The sequence below is a fragment of the Mycobacterium sp. P4_H6 genome, from assembly GCF_056400845.1.
In genome coordinates, this window is sequence record NZ_JBFUKN010000059.1 from 1 (window position 1) to 19,719 (window position 19,719).

A 19,719-nucleotide genomic window follows, 5' to 3' on the forward strand; every position below is an offset into this window, starting at 1 on the left:
CCGTCCTCCTTGAAGGCCGGCTTGATCTTGGCCAGGCCTTCGATGGTGCCGCCGCGACGGATGCCGCCGTCTTCCAGAACTGTGCTTTCCCCGTGCTCATCCTTCGCTTTGATACCGACGATCTGGTCCTTGAAGGCACCGGAATCCTGTGCGGCGGCAGCCTTCTCATGTGAGCTCAGGGAGAACTCGTCGAGCTGGGTACGCGAGAGTCCCCACTGCTCGGCGATCATCTCGGCGCCGACGCCCTGGTTGGGGCTCTTGTGGTCGTACCGCGCCAGGAAGGCCTCCGGGTAGGGGTGCCCGCCGCTGGCCAGCGAAGAGCCCATCGGGACCCGCGACATGGACTCGACACCACCGGCGACGACGACGTCGTAGTGACCGGCCACCACACCGGCGACGGCGAAGTGCAGCGACTGCTGGCTGGATCCGCACTGGCGGTCCACGGTGACACCGGGGACGGTCTCGGGCCAACCGGCGGCCAGCACGGCGGTGCGGGCGATGTCGAGTGCCTGCTCGCCGGCCTGCATGACCGTTCCCCAGATGACGTCGTCGACGAGCCCCGGGTCGATCCCGGCGCGCTGCACCAGGCCGTTGAGGACCTGTGCCGACAGTTCGGCGGGATGCACACCCGACAGGGCGCCGTTGCGCTTGCCGACTGGTGAGCGAACTGCCTCGACGATGACCGCTTCAGCCATGGACTTCTCCTTCGAAGATGGTTGGCGTTTTTATACGGATGGACTTAAATCGAACCTAGAACAGAAGGTTTACTAGGTCAACCTACTGGTTGGTAGATGGCGGATGAACGCGGGTGCACGCACCGGGTTTGCCGACATGGTTTACTGAGTTGAATACCTACCTCCAGCCTATTACCGAGGAGTCTCACCGTGGCCGGCAGCACCCCGCTCTCGCCGATGATCGGCCGCAGTGCCGTGCCGGCGGTGGCCGGAGCGCCCATCCGGTCGCCGAAGACCGCGGAACTGGTCGCCGGGACGCTGCGCCGGATGGTCGTCGACGGCCAGCTCAAGGAGGGCGACTTCCTGCCCAACGAGGCCGAGCTGATGGCCCATTTCGGGGTGAGCCGTCCGACGCTGCGCGAAGCGGTGCGAGTGCTGGAGTCCGAGCGTCTCGTCGAGGTACGCCGCGGTTCACGCACCGGCGCGCGGGTGCGGGTGCCGGGCCCGGAGATCGTGGCCCGTCCGGCGGGCCTGCTGCTGGAGCTGTCGGGGGCCACCATCGCCGATGTGATGACGGCGCGCGCCGGGATCGAGCCGATGGCGGTCCGGTTGCTCACCGAGTTGGGGAACGTCGAGGCGTTCGACGAACTCGACACGATGATCGCCGAACACGTGCCGTCCGGACGCGAGACCGGCCGGATGGCCGAGACCACCGGCGACTTCCATCAGCGCGTGGTCGAGTTGTCCGGCAACGCGACGCTGACCATCATGGCCGGCATGCTGCACGAGATCACGGTGCGGCACACCGCCTTCGCCATGAAGGAGAACCGGCCGCTGTCCAAGTCGGACTACGACCTGTTGATGCGGTCCTACAAGCGGCTGATGACCCTCATGCGCTCCGGTGACGGCGAGGCCGCCGAGGCGCACTGGCGCAAGCACCTCGACACCGCACGCGAGCTGCTGCTCAAGGGCATGGAGTCGGTCAAGGTCCGCGATGTGATGATCTGACAGTTCAGATCCCGATGTAGACCGACTTCGTGTTGAAGTAGGCCTCCAGGCCCTTCTTGCCGCGCTCGCCGCCCCAGCCCGACTGCTTGTGTCCGCAGATCGGCATCGAAGGGTCCGCGGCGAGGGCGGAGTTCACCCAGATCTGGCCCCCACGAAGCGCATTGGCCACACGGTGGGCTCGACTGAGGTTCTCGGTCCAGATGGCGCCGGCCAGTCCGTACTCGGTGTCGTTCGCCGCGGCGACGGCCTCTTCCTCCTCGTCGAAGGGGATCACCGAGCCGACAGGTCCGAAGATCTCCTCCTTGATCAGCCGCATGTCCGGAGTGGCGTTGGTGATGATGGTGGCCTCGTAGAAATACCCCTTTCGGTCCAACGGCTTACCGCCGGTGATCACCTCCGCGCCACCGGCCACCCCGTCGTTGACGATGCCCTCGACGCGGGTGCGTTGTTTCTGACTGATCAGCGGCCCGAGCACCGAGGTGGGATCCTCGTATCCGCCCATCGGCAGCATCTGCGCGAACCCGGCAAGCCCCTCGACGACCTGGTCGTAGATCTTGCGCTGCACGTAGATCCGCGATGTGCAGGAACAGTTCTGCCCGGATCCGGCGAGCAGCCCCATGGCGGCACCCATGATCGACTTCTCCAGGTTGGCATCGTCGAACATGATCAACGGCGATTTCCCGCCGAGTTCCAGGGTCAGTCGCTTGAGGTTGCCGGCGGCGGCCGCCACGATCAGCCGGCCCACCTCCGTCGACCCGGTGAAGGCGATCTTGTCGACGTCGGGGTGCGCGGTCAGCGCCGCGCCGGTGGTCTCCCCGTAGCCGGTGATCACGTTGAGCACGCCGTCGGGCAGGCCCGCCTCACGGAAGATCTCCTCCAGCGTGAGCGCCGACAGCGGGGTTTCCTCGGCGGGCTTGAGCACCGCGCTGCAGCCCGCCGCGAGCGCCGGCGCAACCTTGAGCATGGCGACGAAGAACGGGCCGTTCCACGGGATTATGAGGCCGACCACGCCGACGGGCTCCAGCTGGGTGAAGGTGTGGTACTCCTCGAAATGGCCGAGCAGGCCGTCGGAGACGAGGTTGGCCGATTCGCCGTGGATCTTGCCGACCCAGCCGGCGTAGTAGATCAGCATCTCGTTGGCGACCTTGATGATCTGCTGTGCGGCAACCGCATTCATGCCGTTGTCGCGAGCCTCGATCTCGGCCAGTTCCTCGGTACGCCGCTTGATGATCCCGGCGGCCTTGAACAGCACCTCGGCGCGATGCGCGGCGGGCAGCCTGCGCCACACCCCGGACTCGAAGGTGTCCCGCGCCCGGGCCACCGCCGCGTCGACGGCGGCCTGGTCAGAATCGGGGACCTCGGCGATCTGCTCCTCGTTCGATGGATTGAAGACCGCAATGGAGTTGCTCAAGGTCAGTCACCTTTACGTCTACCGGGCCGCACCGACGCGACACATCACCGCGAGCTTATGCGCGTAAGTACAAGGCGTCCAGAGGTTCGGGACCAAGCGTGTCGCTTACTTCACGAAGCGCTCGTACGCCCCGGTGTCTGCACGTCGTAAACCGGGACGGTGTCATCCCACGGCTGCCGGGTGACCATGTCGGCGACCTTGACGTAACCGCGTTCGAACTCTCCGGTGGCGGCGTCGACGAGCCGGTACTGCTGGGTCTGCCGGTGGATGGGCTGCGCGTCGAGCATGACGATGCGCACCTCCCCCGGTTCGAAATGGCAGCGCGTCTGCAGCGCCGCCACCAACTGCTCGTTGCTCATGTGGCCGTCACCGAAGTTCCACCCGATGGCGGTGCTGACGATGCGCTCACCGTCGGTGAGGGTGTAGTCGTCCTCGTTGCCCCCGGCCATCGCCCGGTGCGCCAGGGTGAACAGTGCGCGGCCGTGAGTGTTGAAGGAGCGGAACGCATATCCCATGTACATCGGGATCTGGGCGGCCTCCTTGCTGCCGTAGAACTTCTCCAGCTGCGCGGCGGGCATGCTGGCGATCGCGACGACTCCGGCAGCGATCTTGGCATCTGCCGAGGGCTTGATGCACCACAGCGAGGTGTCCCAGTTACCCGCGTAGTAGCGCATACCGGGCAGGAAGGACACCTTGCGCGGGAACAGGTTTCCCAGCACCACGGTGCCGGCAACCACCACCAGCAGCACGATCGGCCACGGGCTCGACAAGTCGCCCAGTCCGATACCGGAGTGACCCACGAACAGCGCCAGCACGCTGAACATCATGAAGACGTTCCATTCCAGCGGCACCCCCATCGGGATCGAACTCAGGATGCCGAAGTGGAAGACCAGCATGACGAACGCCGCGATGGCCGTCGCCCAGCCCCCGTGGCTGAAGAACAGCACCAGCGGCACCAGCCCTTCGATGGCGGTGGAGAAGTGCCCGATGAAACGCGATGCCCGACCGGGACGCAGGTCATCGGGGAAGTGCTCGAAGAACTTTCGCTTGATGGCGGGCGACCGGAAGACGGGGTTGTTGCTCATCATCGTGGAGATGACGAACGGGAAGTGCTTGTTGAGTTTCGAGGTGGCCGCCCCCATCCAGATCACCAGACAAACCAGCTTCGCGGCGATGATGATGTCGGCGCCGCTGAACAGGAAGCACACCGACAGCGACGCATACACCTCACCGCGGGCGGCCAGGAAGATCACCTTGTCGCGCAAGCCGGCGAGGGCAAGCAGGATGAGGATCGACGCGGTCTGCCAGACCGGCAGCACGCCCACCTCGGTGCCGAGTTCCGGGATGGGACCGGTGCCCTGCGAGAACAGCGCGATCACGAGCATCACCAGCAATGCCCCGTAGAGCAACACGTCCACCGGACCGCGCGCATCACCCTTGGTCAGCGGGATGCGGTTGGGCCAGGGTGGCAGTCGAATCGTCCTGGGCCGCAACCAGTACAGGATCGACCCCATCGGCGGGAAGAACCGGTTGTTCAGCGGGCCGAACCCGCAGCCCAGGCCGACGACCTCGAACAGCATCGTGTAGAACACGACCTTCTGATAGAGGATCGGCTCGTTGTACCAGGCGGTGACGTCGGTGAAGCCACCGAGACCATCGGTGCTGGCGAGCACCAACACCCAGGCGACAAGGATGTAGGCGAGGATTTTGGCGACGTAGAACAGGTGCAGCACGACGGGCGTACCGAACCCGACCTCGGCCCAGTGCCGGGCCATCGGGACGATCCGCTCGGCGCGGGTGCCTTTGCTCCACTCCTCGAAATCGATCACGGGAGTGGTCTGCTTGAGGAATCCCATGCCGGTCAGACTAGAACGTGTTCTAGTCTGGGGCCAGCAGTTCGGCCATCTCAGCCGCTGCGCATCATCGGCGGGTGCAGAAGCCGCAGCTCACCGCGGCGGTACAGCTGAGCCGGACGCCCGCCGTCGCGCCCGGTGGTCCGCCCGACCGGCACCAGGAACCCGGCGGCGCCGGTCACCTTGCGGTGGAAGTTACGGCTGTCCAGCGTTGTGCCCCACATGATCTCGTAGACCCTGCGCAGTTCGGCAACGGTGAACTCGTCGGCACAGAAGGTGGTCGCCAGCGGGGTGTACTCGATCTTGGCACGGGCCCGCTCGATGCCGTCGGCCAATATCGCGGCATGGTCGAAGGCCAGCGCGGACTCCGACAGCTCCCCGACCGGCGCCCACCGCGCGCCCGCCGCGTCACCGCCCGGGGTCGGTAACGGCAGATCGGGCGCCAGGCCGAGATAGGCGACGGTGATCACCCGCATCCGCGGGTCGCGTTGCGGCGCACCATAGGTACCGAGCTGTTCGAGATGCAGCCGCGCGGCCGGGACTCCGGTTTCCTCGGCCAGTTCCCGACCCGCCGCGGAATCGAGATCCTCGTCGGCACGCACGAACCCACCCGGCAACGCCCACCGACCGGCATGCGGCTCCTCACCGCGGCGGACCACCAGCGCGCATAGCGAGTCCTCGCGGATGGTCAGGGCCACCAGATCGACGGTGACCGCCACCGACGGGTAATCGCTCGGGTCGTAGCGCGGCACCACCTCAGGTTAATCGTCATCTTGACGTAAAGCCAGAGTCCGGATTATCGTCGATCTGACGATAAAAGGAGGTGGCCACCATGGCCGTCATCACCCGCTACCCACTGATCCGTCATCTGCGCGTGGAGCCCACTGCTCACATCCGGGCACTACGTCGCGGCAAGCTCAGTCACGACGGCGCCGGCCTGGCGTTCTGGTTCCGTCCGTTGACCGCGGCGATGTCCGAGATCCCACTGGACGACCGCGAACTGCCGTTGCTGTTCCACGCCAGGACCGCCGACTTCCAGGACGTCACCGTGCAGGCCACGATCACCTACCGGATCGTCGACCCCGCGCTGGCCGCAGCTCGTATCGACTTCGCGATCGACACCGACACCGGCTACTGGCGGGCAGCACCACTGGAGCAGGTGGCCGGTCTACTGACCGAGTCCGCCCAGCAGCACGGGCTGGATCTGTTGGCCCGCACCACCCTCACCGCGGCGTTGGTCGACGGGATCAGCGCGGTCCGCGAACGGATGAGCGGGGGCCTGACCGCCGACCCGCGGTTGACCGAGACCGGTATCGCCGTGATCGGGGTACGGGTGGTCGCCATCCGCCCCGAACCCGAGGTGGAACGCGCACTGCAGACACCGACCCGGGAGATGGTGCAGCAGGACGCCGACAAGGCGACGTTCGAACGTCGCGCACTGGCGGTGGAGCGGGAGCGGGCCATCGGGGAGAACGAGTTGCAGACCAAGATCGAACTCGCCCGCCGCGAAGAGGAACTGGTCGCCCAGAACGGTGCCAACGAACGGCTGAAGACCCAGGAGGCCTGGGCCTCCGACGAGATCGCCACCCAGGCCAAGGCACGCCGCGAGGTGGCCCTGGCCGAGGCGCAGGCCCAGGCGGCGCGACTGGTGGGTGAGGCCGAGGCGGCCGCGGAGGCCGCGCGGCTGGCCGCCTATCGCGACATCAGCGATGCCACGCTGCTGGGTCTGGCCGTCAAGGAACTCGCGGCCAATCTGCCCAACATCCAATCCCTGGTGCTGACACCGGATCTGCTGGCGCCCGTGCTGGCCCGGTTGGGGGCGCCATGACGCTCCCACCCCGGGCGGTGATCGTGCACCGCCGCACCGAACTCGACGAGGCTCTCGCCACGCACGGCACCCACGGGCAGGCGGCTTTCTTCCTGCGCAACCGGGGCCGCAGCATCGACGAACTCGAGACCCGGCACGACCGTGTGCAATCCGCGCTGGCGGCCATCGCCGCCGGAATCCCGGTGGACTGGCGGCGCGGCCGGGTGGAGCGGACGGACCTGTCGCGCTTCCTGTTCGAGCCCGGCGATGTGGTGCTGGCCGTCGGGCAGGACGGATTGGTCGCCAACGTCGCGAAGTACCTGGACGGCCAGCCGGTGATCGGTGTCGATCCCGAACCCGGGCGCAATGCCGGTGTGCTGGTGACCCACTCCCCCGACGCGGCGGTGCCGCTGATGCGCGCCGCCGCACACGCCGAGACCGAGTTCGAGTGGCGCACCATGGTGCAGGCGAGCACCGACGACGGGCAGCGGCTGATGGCCGTCAACGAGATCTTCGTCGGCCAGGCCGGGCACCAGACCGCGCGCTACACCCTCAACCTGCCCGGCGGACAGGTCGAACGGCAGGCGTCGTCCGGGGTCATCGTGTCCACCGGCACCGGCGCCACCGGCTGGTGCCGCTCGGTATGGCAGGAACGCCAGAGCGCATTGGCGCTGCCGGCGCCGTCGGATCCGCGGCTGGTGTGGTTCGTCCGCGAACCGTGGCCCTCACCGGCCACCGGCACCGCGCTGGTCGAGGGCGACCTGACCGCGGCCGAACTGAGCATCGATGTCGAGTCCGACCGGCTGGTGGCCTTCGGCGACGGGGTGGAGGCCGACGCCCTGACGCTGTCGTGGGGCCAGCGGGTGACGGTCGGGCCGGCGCCGCGCCGGTTGCGGCTGGTGCGTTAGGCCTTGGCCGGTGGGCGGAAGAAGATGACCAGCTGGCCGATACCGCCGAGCAGACCGAGACCCGCAGCGATGGCCAGGCCGCACCAGCCCGAGAGCCAGGACGCGATATCGGTACCGGAGAACAGCAGATGGTCCAGGCTGTAGCGGCCGGCGCCCGTGCCGGCGATGGCCACCGCGGCCACCGCGAGCACCAGGTTGTACTCCCAGCCCTCCTTGACGATGAAGAAGCCGTTGTGCCGGTGCACCGTCCACGCCGCCACCAGCATCAGCGCCACGAACCCGGCGGCCGGCACCGGTGTCAGCAGGCCCAGCGCCAGACCGAGGCCGGCAGCGATCTCGGTGCTGGCCGCGACGCGGGCGTGGAACAGGCCCGGCTTCATGCCGATGCTGTCGAACCAGCCCGCGGTACCCGGGATGCGCCCGCCCCCGAAGAACTTGTTGTAGCCGTGCGCAGCCATGGTCAGGCCGAGAACAACACGCAGGAGCAGGAGCGCCACATCATAAGAAGAAGAATCAGCCACGTAACAGAATCTAGGCCATCTGTTACGTCGCCGCCCAGCCCCCGTCCACACTGAGCACCGCGCCGTGGATATTCGCGGCGTCGTCACCGGCCAGGAAGACCACCGCCGCGGCGACCTCCTCGGGCGTGCTCATCCGCCGTGACGGGATGCGGGCCAGCACCGGCGCCACGTGATCGGCGGACTCGGCGGCCCGCTCGGTGGCGATCGGCCCGGGGGCGACGGCATTGACCCGCACCCCGGACGGCCCGTACTCGGCGGCCCACGATTTGGTCAGCGAGTGCACGGCGGCCTTCGTCGAGTTGTACAGCGCCGATTTGTCACCGCCGATCAGGCCGGTGATGGAGCCGATGTTGACCACCGCTCCGTGCCCGCGCTGCGCCATCGCCGGGGCCAGCGCTCCGGTGAGCAGGAACGGCCCGATCACATTGGCCCGGTAGGACTCCAGCAAGGTGGCCTCGGAGATCTGCTCGGTGGGTTCCGGGGTGGACCAGATACCGGCGTTGTTCACCAGGATGTCGACGGGTCCGGCCGCCTCGGCGAGCTGCCGGATCTCGGCTTCGCCCGCGCCGAGGTCGGCGGCGACGAAGGTCGCGGTGCCACCGGAGGCTTGGATCTCGGCCACGACGGCGTCACCGCGATCCTTGTTGCGCCCGGTGACGACGACGGATGCCCCCTCGGCGGCGAGGGCGTGCGCGATGGCGACGCCCAGACCGCCGGTGGAGCCGGTGACCAGTGCTGTGCGGCCCGCAAGCCGCGTATTCTTTGGACTCATGAGTCCATATGTAGGCCGATAAAAATGGACCTGCAAGTCCAAACTTTGACCAGGAAGGGCGCGGCCACCCGGCAGCGCATCATCGAGGGCGCCGCGGCCGAGATCCGCGACCGCGGGGTGGCTCTGACCACCCTCGATGACATCCGCGCCCGCACCCACACGTCCAAGAGCCAACTGTTCCACTACTTCCCGGACGGCAAGGAGCAACTGCTGCTGGCCGTGGCAGAACACGAGGCCGAACAGGTGCTGGCCGACCAGCAGCCTCACCTGGGCGCCCTGAACTCGTGGGCGGCATGGCAACGCTGGCGTGACGCGGTGGTGGACCGCTATCGCCGCCAGGGTCAGAGCTGCCCACTGAGCATGCTGATGTCAGAGATCGGGCGCAGCACCCCGGGCGCCCAGGCCGTCACCGCCACACTGATGCGGCGCTGGCACGACGAGATCACCGCAGGGGTGCGCACCATGCAGGATCAGGGCAAGGTCGCCGCCGGAATCGACGCCGAACGCACGGCCGCCGCCCTGCTGGCCGGAATCCAGGGTGGGGTCGGGATCCTGCTGGCCACCGGCGATCTCGGCTACCTGGAGGCCTCCCTGGACCTCGGGATCGACGCCCTGCGAGCGAACGGGGCCGGCGCATGACCGACATCGTCCGGTCGGTGCCGCAGATCGGTTACCTGACGCCGCAACTCTTCGATGACCTGGGCATCGCTCAGACCGTCGTCGCCAACGGCACCGTGTACGTATCCGGAATCGCGCCGCTGACACCCGAACTGGAGGTGGTGAGCGAGGATCTCGCACAGCAGCTGGCCTTCGTGCTCGACGTGCTGGACCGCTCGCTGCGTTCCGCCGGCACCGACCGGACTCACCTGGTGGCCTGGACCGTCTATGCCACCGATCTGAGCGCACTGTCGGCATGCCTTCCGATGCTGCGCGACTGGGTGGGCGAGCACCGTCCGACGAGCACCTGGATCGGCTGCTCGGGATTCATCCATCCCCGCCAGCTCCTGGAGCTCACCGCCACCGCGGTCCTCTAGAGCGCCGACGCCAGCCGGTCCAGATAGGCGTCGATGTCCCCGATCGCCGACTCGGCGGCGTACACACTGAGCGTGATGGTGCTGCCGACACCGGTGACGCAGTGGGTGATCCCCACCATCGGCGACAGGCCAGGGAACGCCGCGGCCAGCCGTACCGGCCGGCCACCGAGGGTGAAATCCGCTGCCCCGCAGTTGACGCTGGACACCACGGTGTTGCCGGTGACCGTCGCCGACCGTATCGACGGATCGAACTTGCCTATCCCCCAACGTAACAGCGGTGCCGGGGTGGCGTCGAACGCACGCTCGGAGGCGCGCATCGCCGGATGGGCCGCGCGTTGCCTGCGGGCGGTCAGATCGGCGGTGATCGCCTCGATGCGCTGCTCGACGGGTAGCTGCGGGTGCAGCCCCACACCCACGGTGCCGAAATGGTTGTACGCCTGGCGCGGACCCGGCTTGGCCATGGTGACCTCGGCACCGAGCGCACCCACGGGCACACCCAACGCGCCGAGCTGACCGGCCAGCGCCCCGGAGATCGCCGACAGCGCGGCAACCGTCACGGTCGCGCCGGTGAGCTGATCACGGTCCCGCACCAGGGTGCGCATGAGTTGTGGGCCGACCGGATTGTCATTGGTAGGCAACGGAGTACACGGCGCGGCCGGGGGCGGGACCACACCGGCTTCGGTGTCGGCCACCAGCTGCCGGTAGGCGCGGGTGGCCTGCACGCTGCGCCACAGCAGCAGGGCGGGACTGGCGTGCACGGGTGTCACCGGCGCGACCACCGTGGACCCACCGAACATCACCGAGGCCGGCCCGCAGGTCCGTCCGCCGCCACCGAGGGTGTGGGTGATCTGCAGGATCGCGACGGTACCCTCGCCCTCGACGCCGGGAACGTCCCGCACACCGGCGAAAAGGTGCAACCGCCAGGGCATCACGGTCGGATCGAGCTGATTGCCGACAAGGGCGCTCACCGCTGCCAGGCATCCCGTCCACGAAGTGTCGGCCAGTTCGTGCACGGTGAAGTGTGCCGCGCCGACCTCGTGGTGCACCCAGGCCGGGTACAGCCACCGCGAACTGTCATCCACGCGTTGCGAAAGGTCTGGGCTGGTAAGGGCATTGGCGATCAGCTGACCGATCGCGGCGTCCAGATCCGCCGGGACACCGTCGAACGCGTACAGCAGGAAAGTGTCGTTGGGCATCCTGGCCGACATCCAGAACATCTGGGCGTCGACCGCGGTCAGCCGGTTAGCGGACACTTCCGATGAAATCCAGGATGCGCTCCGCCGTGGCAGCGGGCTGGTCGAGCTGCAGGAAATGCCCGCCGCCGTCTATGACGTGGGCCGCGCTGCCGGCGGGCAGCACGGGCCGTACCCACTCGGTGTAATCCGATGACGCACAACCGTCGTCGCTGCCGTGCAGGTAGAGCGTCGGTAGCAGGGGTGCGGACAGCCAGTGCCGGTGCAGCTCGGCGTAGCGGGCCGGTGGACGACTGTTGCGCACCGTCGCCCGGTAGTAGCCCAGCGCCGCTCGCCAGTGCTCCGGGGACCCGATCGCGTCGAGCACCAGGCGCACATCCTCGGCACCGTCATACCCCGGAGACCAGTCCCGCCACAGCCTGGGGACCACCCGCTCCGCCGAACGCTCCGGCAGCCAAGGCAATTGGAAGAACAGGATGTACCAGCTGCGCCGCAACTGACGCGGCAGCTGGGCGGCGAGGCGGGCGACATCGGAACGCTGACGGAAGGCCGCCGACGGTGGCACCGACATGATGGTGGCCTTGGCGAACGGGCTGTCCGGCATGGCCGCCAGACCGGTGGCGGCGATGGCGCCCCAGTCGTGGCCGATGACGACATCGCGTCCGGTGGGACCGGCCGCGTCGAGCACCCGCAGCGCATCGTCCATCAGGGCACCGACGTGATAGCTGCCCTCAGCCGACAGCGAGGACGGCGAATACCCACGCATGAACGGGGCCACCACCCGCCAGCCGGCCGCCGCGAGCTGCGGGGCCACCTTGCGCCAGCCGTGCGCGGTGTCGGGAAAACCGTGCAGGCACACCGCAACCGGGGCATCGGTGTTCTCCCAGTCACCCCAGGTCAGTGCGCGCAGCGTGACGTCATCGCCGGTAATCTCGATCTGGCCGGACAATTGTGATCGCCTAGACCGGGTCGAAACCGGAGATCAGCCAGCGGTCACCGGTCTTCTCCAGGGTGACCCGCACGCTGGACGCGGTATCGGTCGGAGCGTCGGCGCCGACCACCACGGTCTGGTTGACGAACACCAGCACCACCGCGCGATTCGGCTCGGCTTCCACCGCGGCGGCCGCCGGAACCGTTGCCACCGCGGAGATCTGCTTCTCCTTGGCGCCCGGGATGACGACGTCGGTTGTGAGATCGGTATAGGCCTGCTGGAAGTCTCCGGTCAGCAGTGACCGGGCATCGGTGAGTTGCTGTTCCACGGTGTCGGGCTTGTAGGACAGCAGCGCGATCGTGCTGTCCTTGGCCACCTGCACGGATTCGACGGCGGCGCTGTCGCCGTCGCGCACCGAATTGTCTTGATATTTGAGGAATCCGGCGCCGAGCGCCAATATCAGCGCCAGGCCGGGCAGGATCCCGTAGGCCAGCACCCGCGGCCACTGGATGGATCGTTTCGCCGGTGCGGCGACCTCGTCGGCGGGTTCGGTTTCCTCGGCCGGCTCGATCGAGTCGGCGGCGTCAGCAACCTCGGTGGGCTGATCCAGTTCGACGGCAGTCGACTCGGCGTCGGTCACCTCGGCTTCGGATTTCTTCTCGGTCACGGCACAAACTCCACGTTGGACACCTTCACCTGGTCATCGCCGACATCCTGCACGGTGACGCGCATCCGCCACAGCCGCGGCTGCTGCTCGGCCGCACCGGCATTGGACGTCTGCACGGTCACCGCGACGAGCACCCGGGCCTCGGCATCGGATTCTGTTTCCAGGCCCGCCTCGGTCACCATGCCGACCGACTTCGACTGCGCTTGCTTGACGACCTCGATGAACGGCCCTGCACGCTGCTGGAAATCGTCGTAGAAGGTGCCGGTCGCCGAGTCCACGATGCGCTGCACATCGGCCTCGGCATGCTCCCAGTCGATCGTGGTGAGGTTCATGGCACCCTGCCGACCGACCTGAAGGAACAGCTGACGCTGCGCCTCGAGCTTCTGCGATTCGTAAGCGCGGAAACCGAGCCAGCCGACCAGACCGGCCAGGGCGAGCACCACCACGAGTCCGACGATCGTCGCCAGCTTCAGATGCGAGACGCCGGGCTTGGCAGGTTCGGCGACGACAGCCTCATCGGACTCCTCGGGCGCAACGTCTTCGGGCGTCTCGAGGTTCTCGTCGGCGGCTGTCACGTCAGCTTCGGAAGCGGACTCGCTCACTTCCCCGGAGGGGGTAGCAGCATCGTCTGCCATGTTTGCTCCTCGTTCGCGGTGCGGGCCAGGTTCGATTGGGTGTACACCTGCCCGTCCGGTCCAACGTACGTGCCGCTGGCCGGGTCGTATTCAGCGGCTGCGACCGGCGGCGGCGCGGCAACGGGTGCCGGCGGCGTTTCCGCAGGTGGTGTCCCGGGCCGGATCTGCGGAATGGCCTGCCCCGACATGGTGGCGTTCGGGTCGCCCTTCCAGTTGAAACCGTCGTTGAGGGGGACGTAGTTCTCGTCGCTCTCGCACATCGCGACGCTGGGCGCGCGCTTGCCCGGCACCGTCAGACACGGCAGGTTGCGCGCACCGCGCACGTTGAACGCGGAGTCCTGCGGGACGCGGCAGTACAGGTCGCCGGCCGGCCGGTCCGGGTAGTCCTCCAGGCTGGCGACCCGCTGCTGCTGTGGCGGTAGGAAGCCGGTCGTACAGGCGGGCGGCAGGTTGAGGTTCAGATTGAAGTTGAGGTACGCGCCCTTGTAGTCCTGCTTGGTGTGCCGGTTGGCGGTACCGGTGGCCTGGGTGGTGGCGGTGCCCTGCGGCAGCAGGACCAGCAGCTGCTCGAGCGCGGGCTGATAGGTGATCGCCACCTGGTTCACGTTGACCAGGTTGGCGAGCACGATCGGCAGCGTCGGTTGCAGCCGGTCCAGCAGTGCCCGCACCTCCTCGGCGGCGCCGGGGCCACGTTCGAGCAGGCCGCGCACCGCGTCGTCGTGCTCGCGCAGTTCGCCGGTGATGGTGGCCAGGTTCGACGCCCACGCGCGGATGGCTCCGGACGTGTCGGTCTGGGTGTCGAGCACCGGCTTGGACTCGTCGATCAACGTGGTCAGCGGGTCCAGATTGGCCCGCGCATCGATGAGCAGCTGGGTGGATCCCTTCACCAGCCGCGACAGATCCGGCCCGAGTCCGCCGACCGCGAGGTAGGCCTCGTCGACGGCGGTGCGCAGGTTGTCCCCCGGAATGGCTTGCAGCCCACGGTTGGTCGCGTCCAGCAGAGTGTTGACGTCCATCGGCACCGTGGTGCGGTCGAGCGGGATGACATCGCCGTCGCGGAGTGCGGGTCCCTCGCCGCTGCGTGGCATCAGTTCCACGAACAGCTCACCGACGGCGGTCTGGCTGTGCACCGCGGCTTCCAGGTCGGCCGGGATCGACACGTCATCGGTCAGCGAGAGTTTCGCTTCGACGGTGCCCCGATCGGTGAGTCCGACCTCCTCCACCCGGCCCACCTGGGATCCGCGGTAGGTGACATTGCTGCGCGGGTACAGGCCCCCGGTCTCGGGCAACTCCAGGGTGACCCGGTAATGCCCGGCGCCGAACAGCAGGTTCGGCAGCCGCATGTACCCGAAGGCCATGATGCCGATCGCGATCACCGAGATGGCGATGAAGACCGCCATCTGGATGAGGATTCGTCTGGTCAGGATCATGTCATCGCCCCTGATCCCACCGGTACGGCGCGAGTAGCGGATTCACCCCGGTGTACGGGCTGGGCAGCTGGCCGATGGTGCGGCCCCACTGCATCTCCAGCTCGGTGAGGTCACCCTCCCAGCGGGTGCCGGTGAACAGACCCTGGTCGACGCGGCTCAGGGTCAGGTCGACCACCAGCGTCAGGTTGGCGTAGTCACCGCGCATCCAGTTGGTGATGGTTTCCTTCGGGAAGGGGTAGGTCGTCAGGAAGCTCAGCCCGCGGGTCAGCGCCGGGCCGGCGTTGGCCAGCTGTTCCAGGGTGGGGCCGAGCGCTTTGAGCTCGGCGACAAGCGCTTCCCTGGTCTGGCTCGTCGCGTCGGCGGCCAGCGCACTGAACTTGCCGAGCTGGGCGAGCGCCTCGGCCAGGATCTCGCGCTGATCGGCGAGCACCTCGAGAGCATCCGGGATCGTCTTCAATGCCTTGTCCACCACCGGCTTCTGCTCGGCGACCTGACCGACCAGAGAGTTCAGGCTCTCGGCCGCGGCGATGATGTCGTCCTTCTGATCGTTGTTGTAGGTGATGAAAAGGTCGAGCTGTTCGATCAAGCTGCGCAGGTCGGCCTCACGGCCGGTGAACGCGGTGCTGAGCGCGGTGGTGATGTCTTGGACCTGGCCGACGCCACCGCCGTTGAGCAGCAACGAGATCGCGGCAAGGGTCTGCTCGGTGGTCGGGAAGCTACCGCTGGACTCCAGCGGGATCAGGGCTCCCGCCTTCAGCCTGCCTTCGGGTGCGGTGGCGGTGGGCGGCGCCAGTTCGATGTGCTGCGATCCGAGCAGGCTGGTCTGGCCAAGGGTCGCGGTTGCGTTGGCGGGCAGCACGACGTTCTCGTTGAGGCTCATGGTGACCAGCGCGTTCCAACCCTGCCGCTCGATCTTCGTCACGTTGCCGACGGTCACATCGTCGACGCGCACCCGCGAGTTCGGCGACAGGTGATCGACATCGGGCATCTGCGCCTGGATGGTGTAGGCCCCCGGCCCGACGCCCTCGACACCGGGCAGGGCCACCGAGTTAAGGCCCTTCCACTGGCATCCGGTGGCGGCAGCAGCGACGACGAGTACCGCGCCGGCGACCCGAACAGCTGTCCTCATGATCCGGGTCCCGTCGGCACCATCAGCCCGGGCAGGCCGTCGGCCGGATTGGTCGCCATCGCCTCGGCGGCCAGCGGCGGGCCACCCGGAACCGGTGCGCCCCCGACCGGCGGCGGCGCAGCGGGTGCCGGGCCCGGCGGCGGGACGTAGTCCGGGCGCATCCAATCCTCGCTGTAGGTGATCTCATTCGGGCGAGCCTGGGTACCGACCGCGAGGTTCTGGCCGATCGGCAGGAAGTTGTACTGGCGGTTCTTGATGATCGGCGCCAGGTACTGCACGCAGAGCTTCGAGGACTGCTCGGCGCCCAGTCGCGAGGCCGCCTGTACCGCACCGCACAGGAAGCTGATCGGATTGGCGAAGTTGTTGATCACCGGCACGCTCGACACCGCGCCCTGCGCCGGCTGATAGATGTTGATGTAGTTCTGGAATGCGGTCGGCGCCACGTGCAGGAACTGCTTGACGTCGCCGAGGCTGTCGTTGAGGGCCTGGGTGACCCCGGCCAGCCGATCCGATGTGGTGCCCAGACTTTCGCGGTTCTCGGCGACGAAGTTCTGCACCAGGCCGACGGTGTCGGCCAAGTCCTGCACCGCGGCGCCCACCTCGTCGGGATTGTCGGCCAGCGTGCCCGTCACCGAGGCCAGGTTCTGGTTGAGCTGGCGCATCACGTCGGTGCTGTCCCGCAACGCCGACACCAGGATCGACAGGTTCTTCACCGTGGCGAACACATCGGTGCTGTGATCACCGACGGCCGAAATCGCCTGGGACAGCTTGACCAGCGTGGCGCGGATGTCCGCCCCCTGGCCGCGCAGGTTGTCCGCGGTGGTGTTGATGAACGCGCCCAGCTCGCTCACCCCGCCGGGCTCGGTGGGCTGCAGGGTCTCGGTGATGCGGTGCAGCTGTTCACGGACATCGTCGTACTCGACGGGCACCACGGTGCGGCTCTGCTCGATGACGGCGTCATTCTCCAGCACCGGGCCCTCGGAGTAGGCCGGGGTCAGCTGGATTGCCCTGGAGGTCACCAGCATCGGCGACAGGATCGCCGCGTTGACGTCGGCGGGCACCTTGTGGCGGGCGTCGTACCAGAACGAGATCTTCACCCGTTCGGGCTCCGGCTCGATCTTGTCGATCTGGCCGACCGGCACGCCGAGAATCACGACGTCGTCGCCCACGAAGATGCCGTTGCTGCTGTCGAAGTACGCGACCACGTTGACACGGTTGATGGTGTCACTGACCTTGATCATCACGAACACGCCGGCGGCCAGCAGAGCGACCAGCGCCACCGCCAGGAACGTCCGCGTGCGCGGCTTGGAAGGCGTTGCCATCAGCCAACTCCCGGTTCTGCGCCGGATCCGGCACCGTGCGGCGCGGGCTCACCGGGGGCGGGCACGTACACCGGGCCCGGAGGCGTCGGGGTCGACGCGATCCCCGGCGGGGCCACCGCGGGCGGTCCCGGCGGCGGTCCGCCCGGCGGCGGGGCCGGGATCGGCTCGCGGTACGGGTAGCAACCGGTCGGGCCGGGCAGCGGGATCCCGGGCGGGCCGCAGCCCAGATCGCCGGGATTGCCGGTGATGGCGTCGGGCAGCGTCAGTCGCGGATCGCCGCCCTGCCCGGTACGCGGGAACGGCACCGGCATGGCCGGGGTGCCGGCCTGACCGACCTGCGCATCGGTGCGCTCCGAGGGCAGCAGCACGTTGGGGTCCAGACCCAGATCGGAGAACGCGGCATCGACGAACGGCTGCACGAACTGTCCCGGGAGCAGGTTGGCGACATAGGACTTGAAGAACGGTCCGCCCGACACCGACTCCCCCAGTGACATGGCGTAGTCGCCGATGAGCTTCAGCGACTTCTGCAGCCGTTCCTTGCGGTTGTCCAGGATGGTCAGCACACCGTTGAGCTTGTCGATCGCCGGCTTCAGGGTCTCGTCGTTCTCGGCGATGAAGCCCTGCAACTGGCGGCTCAGCGCGGAGATGTTGCCCGAGATCGCGTCCAGGGCAGCGCTTTGCGCCTGCAGCTCGGCCAGTAGCGCATTGCTGTTGCGGACCAGCCCGACAATCTGGTCGCTGCGCTCGGCGAGCACCGTGGTGGCCTTGTTGGCGTTGCCCAGCAGTCCCCGCAATTCGGCGTCACGCTCGTTGAGGGTCTCGGAGAACCGGGACACCCCTTCGATGGCGACCCTCAGCTCCGGTGGGGTGTCGGCGAAGGTTTCCGAGAGCACCCGCAGTGAGTCCGACAGCTGGTTGGTGTTCAGGCCGCTGATGGTCGCGGACAGGTCACCGAGCGCGTCGGGCAGTTGGTAGGCCGGCGTCGTGCGATCCAGCGGGATGGTGCCATCCTGCCAGCCGTCACCGCGCGGGGTGACCTCCAGGTATTTGGTGCCCAGCAGGCTCTTGGTCTTGACCGCGGCCTCACTGCGATCCCCGATCCGCACGTCGCCGTCGATCTTGAACTTGACCAGCACCTGCCGGCCGTCCAGCTCCACACCGGAGACGCTGCCGACCCGCATACCGGAGACCTGCACGGTCGCGCCGTCGCGGATGCCGCTGGCTTCCGCGAAATAGGCGGAGTAGTCCTTGCCCTGGCTCAGGAACGGCAGCTTGTCATAGTTCAGCGCGCCCAGCACGATCGCCGCGATGATCGCGAGACCGACTGCGCCGACGATGAACTGGTTACGTTCTGCGAAAGACTTCATCGCGGGGTGCACCTCCCGCTGTTCTGCCCGGCCGCCTTCACGTACACGGGCTGACCGCCCTTGCCGTTGAGTTTGAGGACGATGTCGCACAGGTAGAAGCTGAAGAAGTCACCGTAGATGCCTTGTCGCGCCAATGCCTGATACGCATCGGGCAGGGTGTTGATCAGGTTGTCGAAGTACTCGTGATCGGCGACCACGATGCCGGCAGCGCGGTCGGTTTCCTGGACGGTCTTCGCCAGCGGCGGCCGGGCCTGTTGCAGCAGATCGGCGATACTGCCCGCCGCTTCGCTGACATAGGCGACGCCGTTGGCGATATCGGTGCGGCGTGCGGCCAACCCGTCGATCAATTCCGAGAGTCCGTCAACGGCTTTGGCGAACTGCTCGTTCTGGTCGCCGAGCGAACCCAGCACGGTGTTCAGGTTGACGAGGACCTCACCGATGAGCTGGTCGCGGTCGGCCAGGGTGTTGGTCAGTGCCGCGGTCTGGGTGAGGAAGGACCCGATGGTGGCGCCCTGGCCCTGCAGCGCGCTGATCAGCTGGCCCGACAGCGCGTTGATCTGATCGGGCTCCAGGGCCTTGAACAGGGGGCGGAAACCACCGATCAGCGCGTCGAGGTCCAGCGGAGGTGCGGTGCGGGACAACGGGATCGTGGACCCGGGCTGCAGGCGCGAGGTGTCGCCGGTGCCTTCCTGCAGGCCGAGGTAGCGGCCGCCGATCAGATCGTCGTAGCGGATCACCGCGCGGGTGCCTTCGGTGAGCACCACGGATTGATCGGCGGTGAAGTTGACCAGGACGGTGCCGTCGTCGCGGATCTTCATATCGCCGACCTTGCCGACCTCGACACCGGCGATGCGGACGAAGTCGCCGGGCTCCATGCCGCCGACGTTGGTGAATTCGGCGCGGTAGCCCTGTTCCGTCTCACCGAACCGCAGCTGGGAAAAGATCGCGAACAGCCCGAAGACACCCAGCAGACACACTGCCAGGAAGATGGTGAGCCGCCAGATGGCGCCCCCCAGATTGTCTTTCATGACTGTTGGCTTCTCCTTCTCGGTATCGG

The 19,719-nt window shown here is 67.6% G+C and carries 20 protein-coding genes; 5 read left to right on the forward strand and 15 right to left on the reverse strand.

The genetic code is table 11. From position 1 onward, the window contains the following. Window positions 1–695 (reverse strand): thiolase family protein (locus tag AC1DTF_RS21840; protein ID WP_477475590.1); only part of this gene is annotated, 695 nt, incomplete at its 3' end. A 189-nt stretch (window positions 696–884) separates the two neighbouring features. On the opposite strand from AC1DTF_RS21840, the gene AC1DTF_RS21845 reads away from it, so the two are divergent. Next, window positions 885–1,682, forward strand: coding sequence for a FadR/GntR family transcriptional regulator (locus AC1DTF_RS21845; protein ID WP_057165734.1), 798 nt, complete (start codon window positions 885–887; stop codon window positions 1,680–1,682). Between the two features lie 4 nt (window positions 1,683–1,686). Here the strand turns inward: AC1DTF_RS21845 and AC1DTF_RS21850 are convergent, their stop codons facing one another. From AC1DTF_RS21850 to AC1DTF_RS21860, 3 genes are all read right to left on the reverse strand, one after another. Beyond that, window positions 1,687–3,093, reverse strand: a complete 1,407-nt coding sequence (locus AC1DTF_RS21850; RefSeq protein WP_477475591.1) for an aldehyde dehydrogenase family protein — start codon at window positions 3,091–3,093, stop codon at window positions 1,687–1,689. A gap of 110 nt (window positions 3,094–3,203) precedes the next feature. Beyond that, a complete protein-coding gene (locus tag AC1DTF_RS21855) occupies window positions 3,204–4,949 on the reverse strand; it encodes a DUF3556 domain-containing protein (RefSeq protein WP_477475592.1) in 1,746 nt (581 codons plus the stop codon). Between the two features lie 50 nt (window positions 4,950–4,999). After that, window positions 5,000–5,698: an NUDIX hydrolase gene (locus AC1DTF_RS21860; protein ID WP_477475593.1), complete on the reverse strand. Its 699-nt coding sequence runs from the start codon at window positions 5,696–5,698 to the stop codon at window positions 5,000–5,002. Window positions 5,699–5,778: 80 nt separating this feature from the next. On the opposite strand from AC1DTF_RS21860, the gene AC1DTF_RS21865 reads away from it, so the two are divergent. Both AC1DTF_RS21865 and AC1DTF_RS21870 read left to right on the forward strand, forming a co-directional pair. Beyond that, a complete protein-coding gene (locus AC1DTF_RS21865) occupies window positions 5,779–6,774 on the forward strand; it encodes an SPFH domain-containing protein (RefSeq protein ID WP_477475594.1) in 996 nt (331 codons plus the stop codon). Then, complete coding sequence (locus AC1DTF_RS21870; protein WP_477475595.1) at window positions 6,771–7,661, forward strand: NAD(+)/NADH kinase; 891 nt, start codon at window positions 6,771–6,773, stop codon at window positions 7,659–7,661. The genes AC1DTF_RS21865 and AC1DTF_RS21870 overlap by 4 nt, the downstream gene beginning before the upstream one ends. Here AC1DTF_RS21870 and AC1DTF_RS21875 read toward each other — a convergent pair. Then, entirely contained in the window at window positions 7,658–8,158 is a 501-nt protein-coding gene (locus tag AC1DTF_RS21875) for a DoxX family protein (protein ID WP_442928673.1), read from the reverse strand. The genes AC1DTF_RS21870 and AC1DTF_RS21875 overlap by 4 nt on opposite strands. 46 nt (window positions 8,159–8,204) lie before the next feature. Continuing rightward, complete coding sequence (locus tag AC1DTF_RS21880; RefSeq protein ID WP_477475596.1) at window positions 8,205–8,954, reverse strand: SDR family NAD(P)-dependent oxidoreductase; 750 nt, start codon at window positions 8,952–8,954, stop codon at window positions 8,205–8,207. Window positions 8,955–8,978: 24 nt separating this feature from the next. Between AC1DTF_RS21880 and AC1DTF_RS21885 the strand changes: the two genes are divergently transcribed. Both AC1DTF_RS21885 and AC1DTF_RS21890 read left to right on the forward strand, forming a co-directional pair. Then, window positions 8,979–9,593 carry a TetR/AcrR family transcriptional regulator gene (locus tag AC1DTF_RS21885; RefSeq protein WP_477475597.1) on the forward strand — a complete coding sequence of 205 codons (615 nt, stop codon included), beginning with the start codon at window positions 8,979–8,981 and terminating at the stop codon, window positions 9,591–9,593. Next, window positions 9,590–9,988: a RidA family protein gene (locus AC1DTF_RS21890; RefSeq protein WP_477475598.1), complete on the forward strand. Its 399-nt coding sequence runs from the start codon at window positions 9,590–9,592 to the stop codon at window positions 9,986–9,988. The genes AC1DTF_RS21885 and AC1DTF_RS21890 overlap by 4 nt, the downstream gene beginning before the upstream one ends. Here AC1DTF_RS21890 and AC1DTF_RS21895 read toward each other — a convergent pair. The 9 genes from AC1DTF_RS21895 to AC1DTF_RS21935 are packed head-to-tail and all read right to left on the reverse strand — an operon-like array spanning window position 9,985 to window position 19,690. Then, a complete protein-coding gene (locus AC1DTF_RS21895; protein WP_477475599.1) occupies window positions 9,985–11,241 on the reverse strand; it encodes a WS/DGAT domain-containing protein in 1,257 nt (418 codons plus the stop codon). The two genes, AC1DTF_RS21890 and AC1DTF_RS21895, sit on opposite strands and share 4 nt — an antisense overlap. Then, entirely contained in the window at window positions 11,231–12,130 is a 900-nt protein-coding gene (locus tag AC1DTF_RS21900; protein ID WP_477475600.1) for an alpha/beta fold hydrolase, read from the reverse strand. Before AC1DTF_RS21900 ends, AC1DTF_RS21895 begins: the two co-directional genes overlap by 11 nt. A gap of 10 nt (window positions 12,131–12,140) precedes the next feature. Continuing rightward, window positions 12,141–12,779 (reverse strand): hypothetical protein, encoded by a 639-nt coding sequence (locus AC1DTF_RS21905; protein ID WP_477475601.1) that lies wholly within the window; start codon window positions 12,777–12,779, stop codon window positions 12,141–12,143. After that, window positions 12,776–13,414: a tetratricopeptide repeat protein gene (locus AC1DTF_RS21910; protein ID WP_057165723.1), complete on the reverse strand. Its 639-nt coding sequence runs from the start codon at window positions 13,412–13,414 to the stop codon at window positions 12,776–12,778. Before AC1DTF_RS21910 ends, AC1DTF_RS21905 begins: the two co-directional genes overlap by 4 nt. Then, window positions 13,378–14,844, reverse strand: coding sequence for an MCE family protein (locus tag AC1DTF_RS21915; protein ID WP_057165722.1), 1,467 nt, complete (start codon window positions 14,842–14,844; stop codon window positions 13,378–13,380). The genes AC1DTF_RS21910 and AC1DTF_RS21915 overlap by 37 nt, the downstream gene beginning before the upstream one ends. A 1-nt stretch (window position 14,845) precedes the next feature. Continuing rightward, window positions 14,846–15,973 (reverse strand): MCE family protein, encoded by a 1,128-nt coding sequence (locus tag AC1DTF_RS21920; RefSeq protein ID WP_477475602.1) that lies wholly within the window; start codon window positions 15,971–15,973, stop codon window positions 14,846–14,848. After that, complete coding sequence (locus AC1DTF_RS21925) at window positions 15,970–17,295, reverse strand: MCE family protein (protein ID WP_477475603.1); 1,326 nt, start codon at window positions 17,293–17,295, stop codon at window positions 15,970–15,972. The genes AC1DTF_RS21920 and AC1DTF_RS21925 overlap by 4 nt, the downstream gene beginning before the upstream one ends. Continuing rightward, window positions 17,295–18,662: a virulence factor Mce family protein gene (locus AC1DTF_RS21930; protein WP_477475604.1), complete on the reverse strand. Its 1,368-nt coding sequence runs from the start codon at window positions 18,660–18,662 to the stop codon at window positions 17,295–17,297. The genes AC1DTF_RS21925 and AC1DTF_RS21930 overlap by 1 nt, the downstream gene beginning before the upstream one ends. Further along, window positions 18,659–19,690, reverse strand: a complete 1,032-nt coding sequence (locus tag AC1DTF_RS21935; RefSeq protein ID WP_477475605.1) for a virulence factor Mce family protein — start codon at window positions 19,688–19,690, stop codon at window positions 18,659–18,661. The genes AC1DTF_RS21930 and AC1DTF_RS21935 overlap by 4 nt, the downstream gene beginning before the upstream one ends. Window positions 19,691–19,719: the final 29 nt, after the last annotated feature.

What these genes read in the sequence shown, in the direction of transcription:
- AC1DTF_RS21890 (WP_477475598.1), top strand. Translation starts at nt 9,590, where the DNA reads ATGACCGACATCGTCCGGTCGGTGCCGCAGATCGGTTACCTGACGCCG.
- AC1DTF_RS21885 (WP_477475597.1), top strand. Translation starts at nt 8,979, where the DNA reads ATGGACCTGCAAGTCCAAACTTTGACCAGGAAGGGCGCGGCCACCCGG.
- AC1DTF_RS21925 (WP_477475603.1), bottom strand. Translation starts at nt 17,295, where the DNA reads ATGGCAACGCCTTCCAAGCCGCGCACGCGGACGTTCCTGGCGGTGGCG.
- AC1DTF_RS21880 (WP_477475596.1), bottom strand. Translation starts at nt 8,954, where the DNA reads ATGAGTCCAAAGAATACGCGGCTTGCGGGCCGCACAGCACTGGTCACC.
- AC1DTF_RS21930 (WP_477475604.1), bottom strand. Translation starts at nt 18,662, where the DNA reads ATGAAGTCTTTCGCAGAACGTAACCAGTTCATCGTCGGCGCAGTCGGT.
- AC1DTF_RS21865 (WP_477475594.1), top strand. Translation starts at nt 5,779, where the DNA reads ATGGCCGTCATCACCCGCTACCCACTGATCCGTCATCTGCGCGTGGAG.
- AC1DTF_RS21870 (WP_477475595.1), top strand. Translation starts at nt 6,771, where the DNA reads ATGACGCTCCCACCCCGGGCGGTGATCGTGCACCGCCGCACCGAACTC.
- AC1DTF_RS21855 (WP_477475592.1), bottom strand. Translation starts at nt 4,949, where the DNA reads ATGGGATTCCTCAAGCAGACCACTCCCGTGATCGATTTCGAGGAGTGG.
- AC1DTF_RS21920 (WP_477475602.1), bottom strand. Translation starts at nt 15,973, where the DNA reads ATGAGGACAGCTGTTCGGGTCGCCGGCGCGGTACTCGTCGTCGCTGCT.
- AC1DTF_RS21910 (WP_057165723.1), bottom strand. Translation starts at nt 13,414, where the DNA reads ATGGCAGACGATGCTGCTACCCCCTCCGGGGAAGTGAGCGAGTCCGCT.
- AC1DTF_RS21935 (WP_477475605.1), bottom strand. Translation starts at nt 19,690, where the DNA reads ATGAAAGACAATCTGGGGGGCGCCATCTGGCGGCTCACCATCTTCCTG.
- AC1DTF_RS21915 (WP_057165722.1), bottom strand. Translation starts at nt 14,844, where the DNA reads ATGATCCTGACCAGACGAATCCTCATCCAGATGGCGGTCTTCATCGCC.